This is a genomic window from Psychrobacter sp. T6-1 (assembly GCF_052258445.1).
Genome location: NZ_JBQQFC010000649.1, coordinates 1 through 791, shown reverse-complemented (window position 1 = coordinate 791; position 791 = coordinate 1). Strand labels below are relative to the sequence as shown.

General features: G+C 47.4%; 1 protein-coding gene. It reads left to right on the top strand.

What is annotated here, in order from left to right; translation table 11 throughout:
• Positions 1–791, top strand: a 791-nt coding sequence (aroB, locus tag ACTXGO_RS15155; RefSeq protein ID WP_443575102.1) for a 3-dehydroquinate synthase, incomplete at both ends; no start/stop codon positions are given.

Here is a 791-nt window from a genome sequence, read left to right as displayed (position 1 = left end):
TGGTTAAGACGCAAAGCCATGATTATCCGATTGTCATTACTAAAGATGCTCGCAAGCTTAGTATGAGTGAGCAAATTGTCCCCTTTATTAGTGGTCAGCAAGTATTGATCGTCACTAACGATACCGTTGCCCCTTTGTACTTACAGCCTTTGCAATCAGCGCTTGAAAAGAGTTTTACAGTCAAAGTATGCATCCTACCAGATGGCGAGCAGTACAAAAATCAGACCAGTATTAATCAGATCTACGATGCGCTTATGATCGAGCATTTTAACCGTGATGTGACACTCATTGCGCTTGGCGGCGGCGTTGTAGGGGACATGACAGGGTTTGCTGCCGCAAGCTTTATGCGCGGCGTTAATTTTATTCAGATTCCAACAACGCTACTGTCACAAGTGGACTCAAGTGTAGGCGGCAAAACGGGTATCAATCATCCACAAGGCAAAAACATGATCGGCGCTTTTTGGCAACCACAAATGGTGCTTGCTGATATGAGCACGTTGCAAACATTGCCGCCGCGCGAGCTATCCGCTGGACTGGCTGAGGTCATCAAATACGCGCTGATTATGGACGCCGATTTTTTGACTTGGCTTGAGGACAACATGGCGGCAATGATAGCGCTTGATCTAGAGATATTGGGACAGGCAGTACAGCGCTGCTGCGAGTACAAAGCTGATATCGTCGCGCAAGATGAGCGAGAATCTGGCGTACGCGCGCTGCTTAATTTTGGTCACACCTTTGGTCATGTGATCGAAACACACGAGGGTTATGGTAATTGGTTACATGGTGAGGCA